We start from the raw sequence: 16,490 nt of genomic DNA on the forward strand, positions 1-16,490 counted from the left end.
GGTCACTCATGACCACCAGCCCTCACTGTGCATAGTCGGTGCCTCGTCCGTCCCTTGGCCCGTACCTGGCCCGCGCCCGGCCACCGGGGCCCGAGGCCCAAGGCCGATTCGCGACCTTGGCACCGCACGGATTCTGCGCTTCCGTAGACGAGACGAGGCACAAGAGCAAGCAACCGCCCCACCACCGCCCGCACAGCCTTTACGTGCAGCACCGTTCCTGACACGGCGTCAGTTCAGTAACCTGACTGGGCGTCAGATAAAGGGCGCCGGGCAAGGCGCCAGGTATGTGCTGTCACACAGGAGCGGGCGGACCGATGCTTGGATCGACTCACGGCACCTTCACCACCGACCCCCGCCGCGCCCATGTGGTGGCCTGCGGCGAACTCCCTCCCGGCGCCGTCCACGGCCGGGCCGTCACGGCGGACGACCTGGACGTCAGCGGGCGGCCGCTCTACTCCGGCGTACCCGATCTGGACCGCTTCTTCCGCCCGAACTCCGTCGCCGTCGTCGGCGCCTCGGACACCGAGGGGCGCCCCAACACCGGCATCACGCGCCAGCTCATCGCCTGGGCCGAGCGCGTCGGCGCGCGCCTGCACCCGGTGCACCCCACGCGTCAGTCGGTCTTCGGCATCCCCTGCTTCCCTTCCGTCGCGGACCTGCCGGAACAGGTCGACCTGGCCGTCCTCCTGGTCGGCGACCCGCTGCCCGTCATCGAGCAGCTCGCCGAGGAGAAAGTGCGCTTCGCCGTCGCCTTCGCCTCCGGGTTCGCCGAGACCGGCGAGGAGGGCGCGGCCGCCCAGGCGCGCCTCGCCGCCGCCGTCCAGCGCTCGGGCCTGAGACTGCTCGGCCCGAACACCAACCTCAACGCCTTCGAGCACTTCCGTGAAGACCTCGAAGGACCCGCCATCGCGCTCATCACCCAGTCCGGCCACCAGGGTCGCCCCGTCTTCGCCCTGCAGGAGCTCGGCGTCCGCCTCTCCCACTGGGCGCCCACCGGCAACGAGGCCGACCTGGAGACCTCCGACTTCCTCTCCTACTTCGCCGAACGGCCCGAGGTCGGCGCCATCGCCTGCTACGTCGAGGGACTCAAGGACGGCCGCGCCTTCCTGCTCGCCGCCGACCGGGCGGCCCGGCGCGGCGTGCCCGTCGTCGCCGTGAAGGTCGGCCGCACCGAGACCGGCGCCCGCACGGCCGCCTCACACACCGGCAAACTGACCGGCACCGACGCGGTGGTGGACGCGGCGATGCGGCAGTTCGGCGTGATCCGCGTCGACGGACTCGACGAACTCCAGGACACCGCCGCCCTGTTGGCGCGGGCCCGCAGGCCACGGGCGGACGGGGTCGTCGTCTATTCGATCTCGGGCGGCACGGGCGCGCACTTCTCGGACCTGGCGACGGAGGCCGGCCTCTCCCTGCCCACGCTGTCCGCCGCCAAGCAGGCGGAGCTGCACCAGTGGATACCCGACTACCTGAACGTCGCCAACCCCGTCGACAACGGCGGGCACCCCGTCGGCGACTGGCGCGGCCGCAGGATCATCGACGCGATCCTCGACGACCCGCAGGTGGGGGTGTTGATCTGCCCGATCACCGGCCCCTTCCCGCCGATGAGCGACAAGCTCGCGCAGGACCTGGTGGACGCGGCGGAGCAGACGGACAAGCTGGTGTGCGTGGTGTGGGGCTCGCCCGTCGGCACCGAGGACGCCTATCGCAAGACGCTCCTCGGCTCGTCCCGCGTCGCCACCTTCCGCACCTTCGCCAACTGCATCACGGCGGTGCGCGCGCATCTGGACCACCACCGCTTCACGACCGGCTACCGCTCCCCCTTCGACGAGGCGCCGCGCACGCCGTCCCCCTCCTTCCGCAAGGCGCAGGCCCTGATGCGGCCCGGCCAGCAGCTCAGCGAGCACGCGGCGAAGCAGCTGCTGCGCGCGTACGGCATCAGGGTGCCGCGGGAGCAGCTGGTGACCAGCGCGGCGGCAGCCGTCCGGGCGGCCGGACTCGTCGGCTACCCGGTCGTCATGAAGGCGTCGGGGCCGCAGCTCGCGCACAAGACCGAGCTGGGCCTGGTGAAGATCGGCCTGACCTCGGCGAGCCAGGTGCGGGACGCCTATCGGGAGCTCACGGACATCGCCCGCTACGAGGACGTCCCGCTGGACGGCGTCCTCGTCTGCCAGATGGTCGAGCCGGGCGTCGAAATGGTCGTCGGCGTCACGCACGACCCGCTCTTCGGGCCGACCGTGACGGTCGGTCTCGGCGGCGTACTCGTCGAGGTGCTGCGGGACGCGGCCGTGCGGGTGCCGCCCTTCGGGGAGGACCAGGCGAAGGCGATGCTGTCCGAGCTGCGCGGGCGCGCGCTCCTCGACGGGGTCAGGGGGGCGGCTCCCGCCGACGTCGACGCGCTCGTGGAAGTCGTCCTGCGGGTGCAGCGCATGGCACTCGAACTCGGGGACGACATCGCGGAGCTGGACATCAACCCCCTGATGGTGCTGCCGCGGGGGCAAGGAGCCGTCGCCCTCGACGCACTCGCCGTCTGCCGGTGACCCACGGCGTGCCCACGCCCGCACCCATCCCAGCACCCGCCCCCGTACAAAACGGAGCCACTCCCCCATGACAGCCTCCCCCGAACCCGCCGAACCCCTCGACTCATTGATACGGCACACCACTGACAACGCCGTCTCGTGGATCACGCTGAACCGGCCGGAAACCCTGAACGCCCTCACCCCTGACCAGCGCGAACGCGTCATCACGCTGCTCGGCGAGGCCTCCGACGACCCCGCCGTGCGAGCCGTGGTGATCACCGCGACCGGCAAGGGTTTCTGCGCGGGCGCCGACCTGCGCGGGTCGTCCGGCGACCCCGGCGAGCGCGTGGCCGGGGACGTCGCCCGCACCATCCGGCAGGGCGCGCAGCGGCTGATCGCGGCGGTCCTCGACTGCGAGAAGCCGGTGATCGCCGCGGTGAACGGCACGGCGGCCGGCATCGGCGCGCATCTGGCGTTCGCCTGTGACCTGGTCATCGCCGCCGAACCGGCGCGATTCATCGAGGTGTTCGTGCGCCGCGCCCTCGTGCCGGACGGCGGCGGCGCCTATCTGCTGCCCCGCCTCATCGGACCGCAGCGGGCGAAGGAACTGATGTTCTTCGGGGACTCCGTGTCCGCCGCAGACGCCGAACGGATGGGGCTCGTCAACCGCGTCGTACCGGCCGACGAGCTGGAGAAGACGGCACGTGAGTGGGCGCAGCGGCTCGCGGCCGGGCCGACCCGCGCCCTCGCCCTGACCAAGCACCTGGTCAACGCGTCCCTGGAGTCGGACCGCGCGACGGCGTTCGCGGCCGAGGCGGCGGCCCAGGAGATCAACATGACCACGGCGGACGCGAACGAGGGCGTCACCAGCTTCGTCACCCGCCGCACCCCGTCGTACCGGGGCCGCTGACCCCTTCCCATCTGACACCTCGTCAGCTTCAATGGGTGATGTGATGGGACACGCAGGGATGGCGGCCACCGCTGTTCGATACCTCAGGTCGGTCGGGGCCCGCACCACCACGGCCCCCGTCGAGGCGCTACCCCGCCCTCAGCTGCGAGCGGTCGGCGACGACGAGCGGGCACCGCTCGACCGCGGCGAGTTCCGGCGCGTGCTCGGGAACTTCGCGACGGGCGTCACGGTGATCACGTCCCCGCCCGCGGAAGACGCCGGGGGAATCGACGGTCCCGCCGGCTTCGCCTGCCAGTCCTTCGCCTCCCTCTCCCTGGACCCGCCCCTGGTCTCCTTCATGGTGGCGCGTACGTCGACGACGTGGCCGCGCATCGCACGCGCGGGCGTCTTCTGCGTCAACATCCTCGGCGCCGACCAGGGCGAGCTCTGCCGCGCCTTCGCGGTGAGCGGCGCCGACAAGTTCGCCGGGGTGGAGTACGACGCGGCGCCGGTCTCCGGTTCGCCGCGCCTGGCCGGGGCGCCGGCCTGGGTGGACTGCACGATCCAGGCCGTGCACACCGGCGGCGACCACCTCATCGTCGTGGGCCGGGTGGACGCCCTCGGCGCGACCGGGGACGACGCCGACCCGCTGCTGTTCCACCGGGGCACGTTCGGCCGCTTCACCCGCTGACGCCCCACGGACCGCGCACCCCTCAGGCAGCCACCGCCACAGGCTCCGACTCACGCCGCCGGATCACCAGCGCCATCAGCGCCGCCGCCGCACACAGCGCCCCGGAGGCGTACCAGACCACGTCGTACGACCCGAAGGCGTCCCGTGCCACACCCCCGAGGAACGCGACCAGTGCGGCGCCCACCTGGTGCGAGGCGAGGACCCAGCCGAAGACGATCGCGCTGTCGTCGCCGTACTGCTCGCGGCAGAGGGCGAGGGTCGGCGGGACGGTGGCGACCCAGTCCAGGCCGTAGAAGACGATGAAGAAGATCATCGGCGGGTGGACGGTCGGCGCGAGCAGGATCGGCAGGAAGAGGAGCGAGACGCCGCGCAGGGCGTAGTAGACGGCGAGTAGCCGCCGCGCGTCGAAGCGGTCCGTGAACCAGCCCGACGCGACGGTCCCGATGATGTCGAAGACGCCGATGACCGCGAGCAGGGAGGCGGCGGCCGTGACGGGCATGTGGTGGTCGTGCGCGGCGGGCACGAAGTGGGTCTGGATGAGGCCGTTCGTCGAGGCGCCGCAGATCGCGAAGGTGCCCGCGAGCAGCCAGAAGGGGCCCGTGCGGGCGGCCTTGAAGAGGACGGTGACCGCGCGCCGCGCCGCTCCCGGGACGGGCGCGGGCTTGGGCACGAACTCGTCCGAGCCGTAGGGCTTCAGGCCGACGTCGGCCGGGTGGTCCCTGAGCAGCAGCCAGACGAAGGGGACGACCACCAGGGCCGCGAGGGAGACCGTCACGGTGGCGGGCCGCCACTTGTGCGTCTCGACGATCCAGGAGAGGAGCGGCAGGAAGATCAACTGCCCCGACGCGGACGCCGCGGTGAGGATGCCGGTGACCAGACCGCGCCGTTGGGTGAACCACCGGTTGGTGACGGTGGCGGCGAAGGCGAGCGCCATCGAGCCCGAGCCGAGCCCGACGAGCAGCCCCCAGCAGAGCAGCAGCTGCCACGCCGAGTCCATCCACACGGTCAGTCCGGACCCGCACGCGATCACGACGAGCGCGACCGCGACGACCTTGCGGATGCCGTAGCGGTCCATGAGCGCGGCGGCGAACGGCGCGGTAAGGCCGTACAGCGCGAGGTTGAGGGAGACCGCGAGCCCGACCGTGCCGCGCGACCAGCCGAATTCGTCGTTCAGCGGGTCGAAGAGGAGACCGGGCAGAGAGCGGAACGCGGCGGCGCCGATGATCGTCACGAAGGTGACGGCGGCGACGAACCACGCGCGGTGGATACGGGGAGTACGACGCTTCGGCGTGCTCGGCGGGGCGTTCCGTGCCGACGTCTCGGTTGTCTGGGTCACGTCATTCAGAATCCGAAATCGGTCCGCTCCGAACGAGTGGCCCGAGGGACAGCATTCGCTAGGATCGGGCCATGCCCTCTTCGCCTGACCGGCACCGCGTCGTCGTCCTCGCCCTGGACGGCGTGATCCCCTTCGAACTGGGCATCCCGCAGCGCATCTTCAAGGGCGCGCGCACCCCGGAGATGCGGCGCCTGTACGACGTCGCGACCTGCTCGGTCCGCCCGCCGGGCCCGATCCGCACGGACGCCGACTTCTCGATCCTCGTCGAACACGGCCCGGAGGCGCTGGCCACCGCCGACACCGTCGTGATCCCGGCGTCGTACGAACTGGGCCCGGTCTACGAAGAGGGCCGCCTCACCGAAGAACTCGCCGCCGCCCTCGCCCACATCAAACCCGGCACGCGGCTGGTCTCCATCTGCACGGGCGGATACATCCTGGCCGCCGCCGGCCTCCTCGACGGCCGCCCCGCGACCACGCACTGGTCGTCGGCCGACCACTTCCAGCGGCTCTTCCCCAAGGTCGAAGTCGACGCGGACGTGCTGTTCATCGACGACGGCGACATCCTGACCTCGGCGGGCGTGGCCTCGGGCATCGACCTGTGCCTCCATGTCGTACGCCGGGACCACGGCACCGCCGTCGCCAACGAGGTGGCCCGCCGCACCGTCGTACCGCCCCACCGCGACGGCGGCCAGGCGCAGTACATCCAACGGCCGATCCCCGAACCGCAGTTGGCGACAACGAGGACCGCGCGGGCCTGGGCCCTCGGCCGCCTCGACCAGCCGCTGCAACTGCGCGACATGGCGGAGCAGGAGTCGATGTCGGTCCGCACGTTCACCCGGCGGTTCCGCGAGGAGGTCGGCATCAGCCCCGGCCAGTGGCTGACGCAGCAGCGCGTGGAACGGGCGCGCCACCTCCTGGAATCCACCGAGCTCTCCGTCGACCAGGTGGCGCGGGACGCGGGGTTCGGCACGGCCCAGTCGATGCGCCAGCACCTACAATCCGCCCTCGGAGTCACCCCCACCGCATACCGCCGCACGTTCCGCGACGTCCCCGCCGCCTGAACTCCCACCCTCCAGAGGCTTCGCCTCCCCCAGCACCCCGACCACGGTCAGTACGACACCGAGCGCCACCCCCGCCAGAATCGCCGTCGACGGCGAGACGACACTCAGCAGCCCCCCGGCCAACGAGCCACTCGCGGCGTATCCGGCGCCCACGGCCGCGTACATCACCGAGTAGCCCGCGGCGAGGGCGCTGGGCGGCAGCAGCTCGCGCAGCGAGAGGTTCCGGGTGAGCATGGCCCCGGCCTGCAACACCCCGGCCACCCCGAGCACGCCGAACATCCATCCGACCCCCGGTACCACGGCGACAAGCCCCAGACACCCGCAGAGACCGAACATCAACACCATGCTCTGCGTCCGCAGCCGCCCCGGCCACCGCCGCAGCCCGTACACGAACGACCCGCAGGCCGACCCCACCGCGAGCCCCGCGAGCAGCGGACCGGCCCACCCCACACCGATGCCCCGCTGCTCCAACAGCGCGGGCAGCACCAGCTCCGCGAGAGCGAGCATCGACAGGCTGGCCGCTCCCGTCACGAAGACGGGCCAGGCCCGCACGAGAATCCGCGCCATGGACTCGCCGCCCCGGTCGTCCGCGTCCGACTCCCACCCGGCGGGCAGCATCCACAGCCCCGCCACGGACGCGGCCATCAGCAGCCCGGCCAACAGCAGCGGCAACACCGCGGAGACCCCCAGCGCGAGCCCGGTGACGGCGGCAGGCGCGACCGCCCAGATCGCGAAGGTCAGCATCGACTCGACCGCCAGCGCCTGGGCGACGGCCTCCGCCGGCACGAGGCCGGTCAGCAGCGCGCGCAGGCCGCCCGGCGCGGCGGCGGGCCCGGCACCCGCGAGGAAGGCAAGCCCGCCCAGCACGACGGGGTGCGCGCCCGGCAGGGCACCCAGCCCCACGAAGGCGAGGGCCCCCACGCCGAGTCCCACAGCCAGCTGCGGGCGCGCTCTCTCCGCCCGTATCCGCATCCCGAGCAGCGGGGCGCCGATGATCTCTCCCACGACGTACGCCGCGGCGAGCACCGCGCCCAGTACATAGCCGCCGGGACGCTCCCGCACGAGGAACACGAGGGCGAGGGGCGCGGCCGCCACGGGCATCCGCGCCCCCACCGCCACAATCCCCCACCGCGCGACGCCCCCTGAAACAACCTCCCGATACCCCATCCCCCGAAGCTAACGACCCCCTCCACCCCACCGCCTCCAAATATCCGGGGGCTCCCCCGCGACGTCCCCCGAGGCACAAGCCCCAAGCCCGCCGCTTCGCGGCGGATGTCCCCCACCCACCCACCCGTTTGCCCCGCAACGTCCAGCGGGAGTAGGGGCGGTGGGCGGGGACGCCCCGCGACGTCCAGCGGGAGAAGGGGTGGGTGGGCGGGGGTTGTCCTACGACATCCAGTGGAGCTAGGGGTGGGTGGGCGGGGGTTGTCCTACGACATCCAGTGGGAGAAGGGGTGGGGTGGGCGGGGGTACCCCGCGTCGTCCAGCGGGAGAAGGAGCGGGGGCGGGGGTTGTCCTACGACGTCCAGTGGGAGTAGGGGCGGTGGACGGGGGCGCCCCGCTACGTCCGGCGGGAGAAGGAGTGGGCGGGGGCGGGTTGCCCTACGACGTTGAGCGGGAGTAGGAGCAGGTGATGGGAGTCCCACGGGGCCGCAGGCGCACGCGCTCGCGAGGGGACGTGGGGGTATGTGCGAACGGAGCACTGAGGAGTCTGTGGCGTCTTTGGACTTGAGGCGTGGCGCAGGGATAGCGAGTACGCACATACCCCCGCGGCCCCGCCCCACGGACGAGCCATAGGCGCAGACCCCAGCCCATGAAGAACCCGCAGTCGCAGACGCAGACCCCCGCCCACGACGCCCCTCACGCCCAGACCCCAGCCCACGACACCCCGCACGGCGCAAACCACAGCCCACGACAACCGGCAGGCGCAGCCCCGGCCCACAGCGCCCCGCAGGCGCAAACCACAGCCCACAGCGACCCACAGGCGCAGCCCCCGGCCCACAGCGCCCCGCAGGCACAGACTTCAGCACACAGAGCCGCAGGCGCAGCCCCCGGCCCACAGCCCCCCGCAGGCGCAGACTTCAGCCCACAGAGCCGCAGGCGCAGCCCCCCCCCCGGCCCACAGCGCCCCGCAGGCACAGGACCGCCCAAGGCGCCCCCGCCAGACAACGCGCCCTCAGAACGTCAGAACCCCCCGCGCCACCCGCCCCGCCCCCGCATCACCCACCGCCTTCTCGAAGTCCTCCAGCGGATACGTCGCCGTCACCAGCTCGTCCAGCAGGAGCTGCCCGCTGCGGTACAGCTCCGCGTAGAGGGAGAAATCGCGCTGGGGGCGCGAACTCCCGTACCGGCAGCCCAGGATCGACTTGTCCAGGAACATCGACGCGACCACGAAGGACGCCTCAGCCGTGGCCCCCGGCATCCCGAGCAGCACCGCCTGCCCGTGCCGGTCCAGCAGATCCACCGCTTCCCGCACCAGCTCCACCCGCCCCACACACTCGAACGCGTGGTCGGCCCCGTCCGGCAGCACATCCCGGACCCCCTCCGTGGAGGGCAGGAAGTGCGTCGCCCCGAACGTCCGCGCCACCCCCTCCTTCGCCGGATTCGCGTCGACCGCGACAATCGTGCCCGCTCCCGCGATCCGCGCCCCCTGCAGCACATTGAGCCCGATCCCGCCCGCGCCGATCACCACCACCGAGTCCCCCCGGCCGACCCGGGCGCGGTTGAGCGCGGCGCCCACCCCGGTCACCACGGCGCACCCGATCAACGCCGCCGACGTCAGCGGCACATCGTCCGCGATCTTCACGGCCTGCACCGCCTTCACGAGGGTCCGTTCCGCGAAGGCGGAGTTCGCCGCGAACTGGTACACCGGCTTCCCGCCCCGGGAGAACGGCTGTTCCGGCATCCCGATGGCCCGCCGGCACATCGTCGGCCGCCCCCGGTGACACTCCCCGCAGGTCCCACAGTTGGCGATCGTGGAGAGAGCCACATGGTCCCCGGGCGCCACATGAGCCACCCCCGCCCCCACCGCCTCCACGACCCCCGCCCCTTCATGCCCGAGCACCACCGGCGACGGAAACGGAATGGTCCCGTCGATCACCGAGAGGTCGCTGTGGCACAGCCCCGCCGCGGCCACCCCGACGAGGACCTCCCCGGGCCCCGGCGCGCGTATCTCCAGGTCGTCGACGACCTCGGCCCGCGTCCCGTCGAAGACAACACCCCTCATCACGCACACCCCTCACCGAGGCCCCCTGGCCTCTCTCGGCAGACCGAGCACGCGCTCGGCGATGATGTTCCGCTGCACCTCGTCGGACCCGCCGTAGATGGTGTCGGCCCTGCTGAAGAGGAAGAGCCGCTGCACGGCGTCGAGTTCGTACGGCGCGTCCGGTGACCAGTCCCGCGGCCCCACGGCGGCACCAGCCCCCCGCACCTCCATCGCGAGCTCCCCGAGCCGCTGATGCCACCGCCCCCACAGCAACTTGGCCACACTCGGCGCCCCCGCGCCCGCACTCCCCGCGCCCGCACCCCCCGGGCCAGCCCTGCCCCCACCCCCCAGCGTCCGCAACGCGTTCCACCGCATCACCCGCAACTCCGCCCACTGCCGCACGATCCGCTCCCGCACCACCGGGTCCCCCGCCGCCCCGGAGCCCACGGCCTCCCGCACCACCCCCGCCAGCTCCTCCGCGAACCCGATCTGCTGCACGAGCGTGGACACGCCCCGCTCGAACCCGAGCAGCCCCATGGCGACCCGCCACCCGTCACCCGCACCGCCGACCACATGGGCGGCACGCGCGCGTGCCCCGTCGAAGAAGACTTCGTTGAACTCACTCGTGCCGGTCAGCTGCCGGATGGGCCGCACCTCGACGCGCCCCGGCTGGTCCATCGGTACGAGCAGGAACGACAGGCCGTGGTGCCCCCGGGAGCCCTCCTCCGTCCGCGCCAGCACGAAGCACCAGTCGGCCTCCCGCGCCAGCGACGTCCAGATCTTCTGCCCGCTGATCCGGTACCCCGGCCCGTCCCGCACCGCCCGCGTCCGCACACCCGCCAGGTCGGACCCGGCCCCGGGCTCGCTGTACCCCTGGCACCACAGCGCCTCGCCCCGGGCGATCGCGGGCAAGAACTCGTCCCGCTGCTCCCGGCTCCCGTACGCCAGGAGCGTCGGCGCGAGCAGGTTCTCCCCGATGTGCCCGTACCGTCCGGGCGCCCCGGCCCGCGCGTACTCCTCGGCCCAGACGACCTGCTGGGTCAGCGTGGCTTCCCGATTGCCGTACGAAGTCGGCCCCCACCCCAGCCCGATCCATCCCCCCTTCCCCAGCTCCCGCTCCCAGGCGCGCCGCACCGCCCCGTCCTCGTGCTCGCTGCCGGGTCCGCCCCGCCCCACCACGGCGGCGAACTCGCCGGTCAGGTGCTCCGCGAGCCAGGCCCGCGCCTCCGCGCGGAACTCCTCGTCCTCGGGCCCGAACCCGAAATCCACAGCCCCGCCCGCCTACGCGTTCGGACGTTTCTTGCCGGCCGCCGCCTTCGCCATCGCTTCCAGCCGCTCCAGCATCGGCATCGGGTCGGTGCCCACCGTCCCCGGCAGGAAGTCCGCGATCCTCTCCGGGGTCCACGCCCCTTCGGCGTACCCGGCGCGCAGCTCACGCGGCTGTGCCCATACGGCGATCTTGGGCCCGGCGATCGTGTAGACCTGCCCGGTGATCTCCTCCTCGCGCGCCCGGTCGCTCAGCAGGTAGACGACCAGCGCGGCGACGTCCTCCGGCTCGCCGATCTCCGTCAGCTCCATCGGTACGTTCGCGGACATCCGCGTCCGCGCGACGGGCGCGACCGCGTTGGCCGTCACCCCGTACTTGTGCAGCCCCAGCGCGGCACTCCGCACCAGCGAGATGATTCCGCCTTTCGCGGCGCTGTAGTTGGCCTGTGCGACGGACCCCTGGTGGTTGCCGCTGGTGAAGCCGATCAAGGTGCCGGAGCCCTGCTTCCGCATCACCGCCGACGCGGCGCGGAAGACGGTGAAGGTGCCCTTCAAATGGGTGGCGACGACCGGGTCCCACTCCTCCTCGGACATGTTGAACAGCATCCGTTCGCGCAGGATCCCGGCGACGCACACCACTCCGTCGACGCGCCCGTACTCGGCGAGCGCGACGTCGACGATCCGCTGTCCCCCGGCCATGGTCGAGATGTCGTCGGCGACGGCGACGGCGTCCCCGCCGGCCGCCTCGATCTCCTTGACGACCGCGTCGGCCACCGCGCTGGTCGGCTCGGCGCCTTCCATGGAGACGCCGTAGTCGTTCACGACGACCTTCGCCCCCTCGGCCGCGGCGGCGAGCGCGACGGCCCTGCCGATACCGCGCCCGGCGCCGGTCACGGCCACCACCTTGCCTGCCAAGAAGTTCCCCACGCCGGCCCCTTCCCGCGGTTTCTGACGGACCGTTAGATTCTATGGCCCGTCGGACGGCGGAAGACAAGACCCAGGGAGGGACCGTGTCACTGCCCCCGGAGTTCCACGACATCGCCAAGCGCGTCAACAACTGGGGCCGCTGGGGCGCCGACGACGAGCTCGGCACCCTCAACCTCGTCACCGACGAGGTCGTCCGCGCGGCCGCCGCCGAGATCCGCTCCGGCCACCGCGTCCCGCTCGCGCTCCCGCTCAAGGAAGACGGCGTGCAGACGGGCCTGATCCCGGGCCGGGTCAACCCCCTGCACACCATGGTGCAGATCAACCAGGAGCTGTTCGGCCCCGGCACGGTCGCCACCAGCGACGACGCGGTGACGATGGGCCTGCAGGCGGCCACCCACTGGGACGCCCTCACCCACGCGTCACACTCGGGGCGGATCTACAACGGGCGCCCCGCGGACAGCATCACCGCCCACACGCGGGCCCGGTTCAGCGGCATCGACAAGGTCCCGCACGTCGTCTCGCGCGGCGTCCTGCTCGACGTCGCGCGCGCCAAGGGCCTCGACCGGCTGCCCGGTGACCATGCCGTCACCCCGGAAGACCTGGACGAGGCCGCGGAGTTCGGGGGCGTCACGGTCGGCGCGGGCGACATCGTGCTCGTGCGCACGGGGCAGATCCAGGTCTGTCTCGCGGGCGACAAGCACGCGTACGGATATCCGTCACCGGGTCTCTCGCTGCGTACGCCCGAGTGGTTCCACGCGCGGGACGTGGCGGCGGTCGCGAACGACACCCTCACCTTCGAGATCTTCCCGCCGGAGGTCGAGAACCTGTGGCTGCCCGTGCACGCGCTCCACCTGGTCGAGATGGGGATGCTGCAGGGCCAGAACTGGAATCTGGAGAACTTGTCCACAGCCTGTGCACAAGCTTCCCGCTACACCTTCCTGCTCTCCGCGATGCCCGAGCCGTTCGTCGGCGGGACGGGCACACCGGTGGCGCCGGTCGCCGTGCTGTGAACGCCACTTTCGCACCGGACGGCGGCGCGGCGGCTTCCGCCCCGAGCGCGCCGCCGCGCACGCCGCCGTCCGGTTCCGGCACTCGGTCCCGTCCTGTGCACCTGCGCGGCCACGAAGGGACTGACGCCGAACGCGCGACCCACACTTCGTCAAGGATCTCCGTCACCGGGCACCCTCGACGTCCCCTCGCAGCGAATCGCTGCACACAAGCGTGATCAATCGGACACGTCACGTCAACACCCTTCCGGTAATTGGTGACTTATGCCCCTTTTGTCACACCCGCGCACGGGTGCGCGCACCGTGGCATACGGCGGCGCACAGGGGGCTCTCAGACCGTTTCGTAGGCGACATCGACGTCGCCGTAAGCCGCCCGGTTGTAGACCGTCCTGCCGTAGACGGCGCCCGCTCCGTCACACGCCGTCACGCCGTGAGGCGCCACGCCGTGGGCCGTGACGTCACAGACCGTCGCGTCGTAGGCCACGGCATCACAGGACGCCGCGTCGCAGACCGAGGTGTCGTAGGCCGCCGCGTCGTAGGCCGCCGCGTCATGGGTCGTTCCCTCGAACGCGACCGCCGCGACACCGGGCTCGCACCGGTCCACCTCGCACCAGATGCTCTTGCCCGTGCCCTCCGGCCGCCAGCCCCAGCGGTCCGCGAGGCCGTCGACGAGCTCCAGGCCGCGGCCGTTGGTGTCGTCGCCGTGCGCGTGCCGCTGTGCGGGCGGCCGTGCGCTCCTGTCCACCACCTCGACCCGGACCGTCCCCGCGCCTTCGCCCGCGTCGGCCGCGCCGGCCGGGGGGCCGGGGAGGAGCATCCGCAGCACGGCCGGACACCCGGTGTGCACCACGGCGTTGGTCACGAGCTCCGAGATCAACAGGATCAGGGTCTCGGCAACCGGCTCATCGGCTTCTATCCCGGAGCCCGCCAGTCGGGAACGGGCCCAACGCCTGGCCCGCCCCACTTCCGCGGGGTCGGCCCCGACCTCCAGCTGAACTTGAAGCACCTGCACCGCTCACACCATCCGAACCGGCGGACACATCGCCTCGCGACTCCACAGGGTCACCGAACGTGATCCCCTTGGGAGACAGCATGATTGACGTTCAGTCACCCCAACAAGCGCTTCGGGCATATTCCAGCGCGAAGGAGTACGCGTGCTGCATACTGTGCGACGCGCGCCGCGGGGGGTCGAACAGACAGCGGCATAACCCCGCCCTGTCCTGCGAGCGGCGCGCATTGCCGGGTCCGGGGCCGCCCCATGGGCAGCACCGGCATGGCTCGGCCTCTGAACCACTCGCATCTCACACAAGGTACCCGAGCCGGACACCGACTCCATGCCGTGACGAGTCTCCCGTAGGACACAACCCGATATCGACGCTGAGTAGTCTTCGCGCGGGCGGGCCTCACCCCGCGAAAGACCGTGACAAAGCGGCCGATATTGGGCAGACCAATGGTGGCGTTGCACCTCCGCACACCTCAGAGCGCCGCGGCCAGCTCCTCCTCGGCGTCCCGCGCCGACCGGCCCAGCTCGGCCCGCACCCAGGCCCGCTTGAGGTGCAGATGTACCTCGGACTCCCAGGTGAAGCCCATGCCGCCGTGCACCTGGAGGCAGTCGCGCGCGTTGCGCACGGCCGCGTCGTCGGCGAGCAGCTTGGCGGCCGTGGCGTCGAGCGCGTCGCCGGTCACGGCCGCCGCGTACACGGCGCCGCGGGCCAGCTCGGCGCGTACGAGCATCTGCGCGCAGAGGTGTTTCACCGCCTGGAACGCGCCGATCGGCCGGCCGAACTGTTCGCGCCGCCGGGCGTGTTGGACGGCCGTCTCGCAGCTGCGGGTTGCGCTGCCCAGTTGCTCGGCCGCGTAGAGGAGGACTGCCGGGGCTTCGCGTGCTTCCTGGGCTGCCCGGGCGGCGGGGTGTCCGGCGGTCGGCACCGGCACCCGGTGCAGCGGCGTCAGCGGGTCGACGGACCGCAGGGGTACGGCGCCGGTGGCGTCGCCCCGCACCACGTCCGCCTCGGCCAGCCACGGCACCAGGGAGCCGTCGACCTCGGTCACGACGGTCTCCCCCGTCGCGGCGCCCGGCACGACGCCCGCCGCGAGGAACGACGCCACCGCGGGCCCCGGCAGCAGCACGCGCCCCGCCTCCTCGAAGACCAACACGGCCTCCGGGAGCCCGAGTCCGACCCCGCCCGCCGCCTCGGGCAGCGCGAGCGAGAAGAAGCCGGCCTTTCCCAGTTCGCGCCAGAGCTCGCGGTCCAGGCGGTCCGTGGCGTCCCGCAGGGCGAACCGTCCGTGCAGCAGCTGCCGCATGCCGTCCCGCAAAGCCCGCTGGTCATCGGTCAGTTGGAAGTCCATACGGACCCTCACCGGCCCTTAGGGAGGCCGAGGATCCGCTCGGCCACGATGTTCTGCTGGATCTGCGAGGTTCCCGCGGCGATCGTGTACGAGAGCGAGGAGAGCCGGTCGAGGGTCCACTCGTGCCGCAGGTCGAGGGAGCCGGGCCCGAGGACGTCGGCCGCGGCGTCGTACAGCTCCTGGCGCGCGTGCGAGTAGCGCAGCTTGAAGACCGAGCCGCCCACGCCGGGCACCCCGCCGGTGCGCTGCGCCTCGCTCACGTTCCACTGGATGAGCCGCCACAGCGCCGAGAACTCGGCGCTCAGCCGGCCGAGCCCGCGGCGCAGCGCCGGATCGTCCCAGCGGCCGTTGGAGCGGGCCTCGCGGGCCAGCTCGCCGAGGACGCGCCGGCAGGCCACCACCTCCCCGACGAAGGCGGTGCCGCGCTCGTACGAGAGGGTCACCATCGTGACGCGCCATCCGTCGTTCTCGTCCCCGACGCGGTTCGCCACCGGCACCCGCACCTCGTCGAGGAACATCTCGGCGAACTCGGTCGAGCCCGCCAGCGTCCGCAGCGGGCGCACCGTGATCCCGGGGGCGTCCATCGGCATCGCGAGCCAGGTGATGCCCCGGTGCTTGGGCACGGCTTCGCTGACGGGGGTGGTGCGCACCAGGAGCTCGCACCAGTCGGCCACCTCGGCGTGGGAGGTCCAGATCTTGGACCCGCTCACTACGTAGTGGTCGCCGTCGCGCCACGCGCGCGTGCGCAGCGATGCGAGGTCGGATCCGGCGTCGGGTTCGCTGAATCCCTGGCACCACACCTCGTCGCCGCGCAGGACGGGCGGCAGCCACCGTTCGCGCTGTGCGGGTGTGCCTTCGGAGGCGATGGTGGGTCCCGCGTGGAGCAGGCCCACGAAGTTGGCGCCCACGTAGGGGGCGCCCGCCTTCTCCGTCTCCTCCAGGAAGATGAGCCGCTGTGTCGGGGACGCGTCCCAGTGGACCTCTCCGTAGCCCGCGTCGTGGAGCATGCGCTGCCATGCGGTGTCGTAGGCGCGGCGGCCCGGCCAGTCCTGGGGGGAGGGCTTGGCGGGAAGTGTCGGCAGCACCGCGGTGAGCCACTCGCGCAGCCCGGCCCGGAAGGCTTCCTCCTCGTCGGTGTACGTGAGGTCCATGCGGCTCCTACGCGTCCGGGAAGCGACCTGACGAGCCGTCAGGTGACGTCTGACCGCAGGCTAGCCCCGCACCCCTGGACCGACAA

General features: G+C 72.3%; 12 protein-coding genes and 1 pseudogene. 5 read left to right on the top strand and 8 right to left on the bottom strand.

The window, feature by feature from the left end; genetic code table 11:
- The first annotated feature begins 314 nt into the window (after nt 1–314).
- The 3 genes from AB0H82_RS29280 to AB0H82_RS29290 all read left to right on the top strand — a co-directional run bounded on the left by AB0H82_RS29280 (nt 315) and on the right by AB0H82_RS29290 (nt 4,099).
- On the top strand, nt 315–2,540 hold the full coding sequence (locus AB0H82_RS29280; protein ID WP_362997951.1) for an acetate--CoA ligase family protein: 2,226 nt from the start codon (nt 315–317) through the stop codon (nt 2,538–2,540).
- A 67-nt stretch (nt 2,541–2,607) separates the two neighbouring features.
- On the top strand, nt 2,608–3,429 hold the full coding sequence (locus AB0H82_RS29285) for an enoyl-CoA hydratase-related protein (protein ID WP_362997953.1): 822 nt from the start codon (nt 2,608–2,610) through the stop codon (nt 3,427–3,429).
- A 43-nt stretch (nt 3,430–3,472) separates the two neighbouring features.
- On the top strand, nt 3,473–4,099 hold the full coding sequence (locus AB0H82_RS29290; RefSeq protein WP_362997955.1) for a flavin reductase family protein: 627 nt from the start codon (nt 3,473–3,475) through the stop codon (nt 4,097–4,099).
- A 22-nt stretch (nt 4,100–4,121) separates the two neighbouring features.
- On the opposite strand, the gene AB0H82_RS29295 is transcribed toward AB0H82_RS29290, so the two are convergent.
- Nucleotides 4,122–5,435 carry an MFS transporter gene (locus AB0H82_RS29295; protein ID WP_362997957.1) on the bottom strand — a complete coding sequence of 438 codons (1,314 nt, stop codon included), beginning with the start codon at nt 5,433–5,435 and terminating at the stop codon, nt 4,122–4,124.
- 71 nt (nt 5,436–5,506) lie between these two features.
- Between AB0H82_RS29295 and AB0H82_RS29300 the strand changes: the two genes are divergently transcribed.
- Entirely contained in the window at nt 5,507–6,496 is a 990-nt protein-coding gene (locus AB0H82_RS29300) for a helix-turn-helix domain-containing protein (protein WP_362997959.1), read from the top strand.
- Here the strand turns inward: AB0H82_RS29300 and AB0H82_RS29305 are convergent.
- The 4 genes from AB0H82_RS29305 to AB0H82_RS29320 form a co-directional block, all read right to left on the bottom strand.
- Nucleotides 6,428–7,597, bottom strand: a complete 1,170-nt coding sequence (locus tag AB0H82_RS29305; protein ID WP_362997961.1) for an MFS transporter — start codon at nt 7,595–7,597, stop codon at nt 6,428–6,430. The genes AB0H82_RS29300 and AB0H82_RS29305 overlap by 69 nt on opposite strands.
- Before the next feature lie 1,075 nt (nt 7,598–8,672).
- The gene (locus AB0H82_RS29310) at nt 8,673–9,722 is read right to left on the bottom strand and encodes a Zn-dependent alcohol dehydrogenase (RefSeq protein WP_362997963.1); all 1,050 of its coding nucleotides are present in this window, start codon (nt 9,720–9,722) and stop codon (nt 8,673–8,675) included.
- 12 nt (nt 9,723–9,734) lie between these two features.
- Nucleotides 9,735–10,970, bottom strand: a complete 1,236-nt coding sequence (locus tag AB0H82_RS29315; RefSeq protein ID WP_362997965.1) for an acyl-CoA dehydrogenase family protein — start codon at nt 10,968–10,970, stop codon at nt 9,735–9,737.
- Between the two features lie 12 nt (nt 10,971–10,982).
- Nucleotides 10,983–11,894, bottom strand: a complete 912-nt coding sequence (locus tag AB0H82_RS29320) for an SDR family NAD(P)-dependent oxidoreductase (protein WP_362997967.1) — start codon at nt 11,892–11,894, stop codon at nt 10,983–10,985.
- A gap of 83 nt (nt 11,895–11,977) precedes the next feature.
- Between AB0H82_RS29320 and AB0H82_RS29325 the strand changes: the two genes are divergently transcribed.
- Nucleotides 11,978–12,904 carry a cyclase family protein gene (locus tag AB0H82_RS29325; protein WP_362997969.1) on the top strand — a complete coding sequence of 309 codons (927 nt, stop codon included), beginning with the start codon at nt 11,978–11,980 and terminating at the stop codon, nt 12,902–12,904.
- Between the two features lie 592 nt (nt 12,905–13,496).
- Here the strand turns inward: AB0H82_RS29325 and AB0H82_RS29330 are convergent.
- The 3 genes and pseudogenes from AB0H82_RS29330 to AB0H82_RS29340 all read right to left on the bottom strand — a co-directional run.
- Nucleotides 13,497–13,913: pseudogene (locus AB0H82_RS29330) on the bottom strand (ATP-binding protein); the annotation flags it as partial.
- A 464-nt stretch (nt 13,914–14,377) separates the two neighbouring features.
- The gene (locus AB0H82_RS29335) at nt 14,378–15,253 is read right to left on the bottom strand and encodes an acyl-CoA dehydrogenase family protein (protein ID WP_362997971.1); all 876 of its coding nucleotides are present in this window, start codon (nt 15,251–15,253) and stop codon (nt 14,378–14,380) included.
- 8 nt (nt 15,254–15,261) lie between these two features.
- Complete coding sequence (locus AB0H82_RS29340; RefSeq protein ID WP_362997973.1) at nt 15,262–16,404, bottom strand: acyl-CoA dehydrogenase family protein; 1,143 nt, start codon at nt 16,402–16,404, stop codon at nt 15,262–15,264.
- Between the last annotated feature and the right edge of the window lie 86 nt (nt 16,405–16,490).

The sequence above is a fragment of the Streptomyces sp. NPDC050732 genome (genome assembly GCF_040654255.1).
GTDB lineage: Bacteria > Actinomycetota > Actinomycetes > Streptomycetales > Streptomycetaceae > Streptomyces.